This is a genomic window from Vibrio marinisediminis (genome assembly GCF_014050145.1).
In the GTDB taxonomy this organism is placed as follows: Bacteria; Pseudomonadota; Gammaproteobacteria; order Enterobacterales; family Vibrionaceae; genus Vibrio; species Vibrio marinisediminis.
Genome location: NZ_JACFYF010000195.1, coordinates 1 through 287, shown reverse-complemented (window position 1 = coordinate 287; position 287 = coordinate 1). Strand labels below are relative to the sequence as shown.

The 287-nt window shown below is 51.2% G+C and carries 1 protein-coding gene; it reads left to right on the top strand.

What is annotated here, in order from left to right; all coding sequences use genetic code 11:
* Window positions 1-75: 75 nt before the first annotated feature.
* A partial coding sequence (locus tag H2O73_RS23875) for a hypothetical protein (RefSeq protein ID WP_182110785.1) occupies window positions 76-287 on the top strand: 212 nt, incomplete at its 3' end.

Here is a 287-nt window from a genome sequence, read left to right as displayed (position 1 = left end):
GAAAAAATTGCTTCTCGCACGGAACCCGAAGGACCAGACGGAGATCTTCCCCTACTCGGGAGATCAGCAATTCTGATGTTTAACTCTCTATACGATTTCAAACGCGTTTCCGTAGGAAACGCGGTTCGTGCGAGGCAGCGTATTCTCGAAGAGAATGCGTGTTCGCACACCATGGGTCATGAAGACCCAAGGCCATCCAATTGGACGATCAAACAGTGGCGTCACTGCTTGATGATCGAATTGGGACGTGAGCACCCAGATTGGATAGGGTTTATGCGCCCGGGACA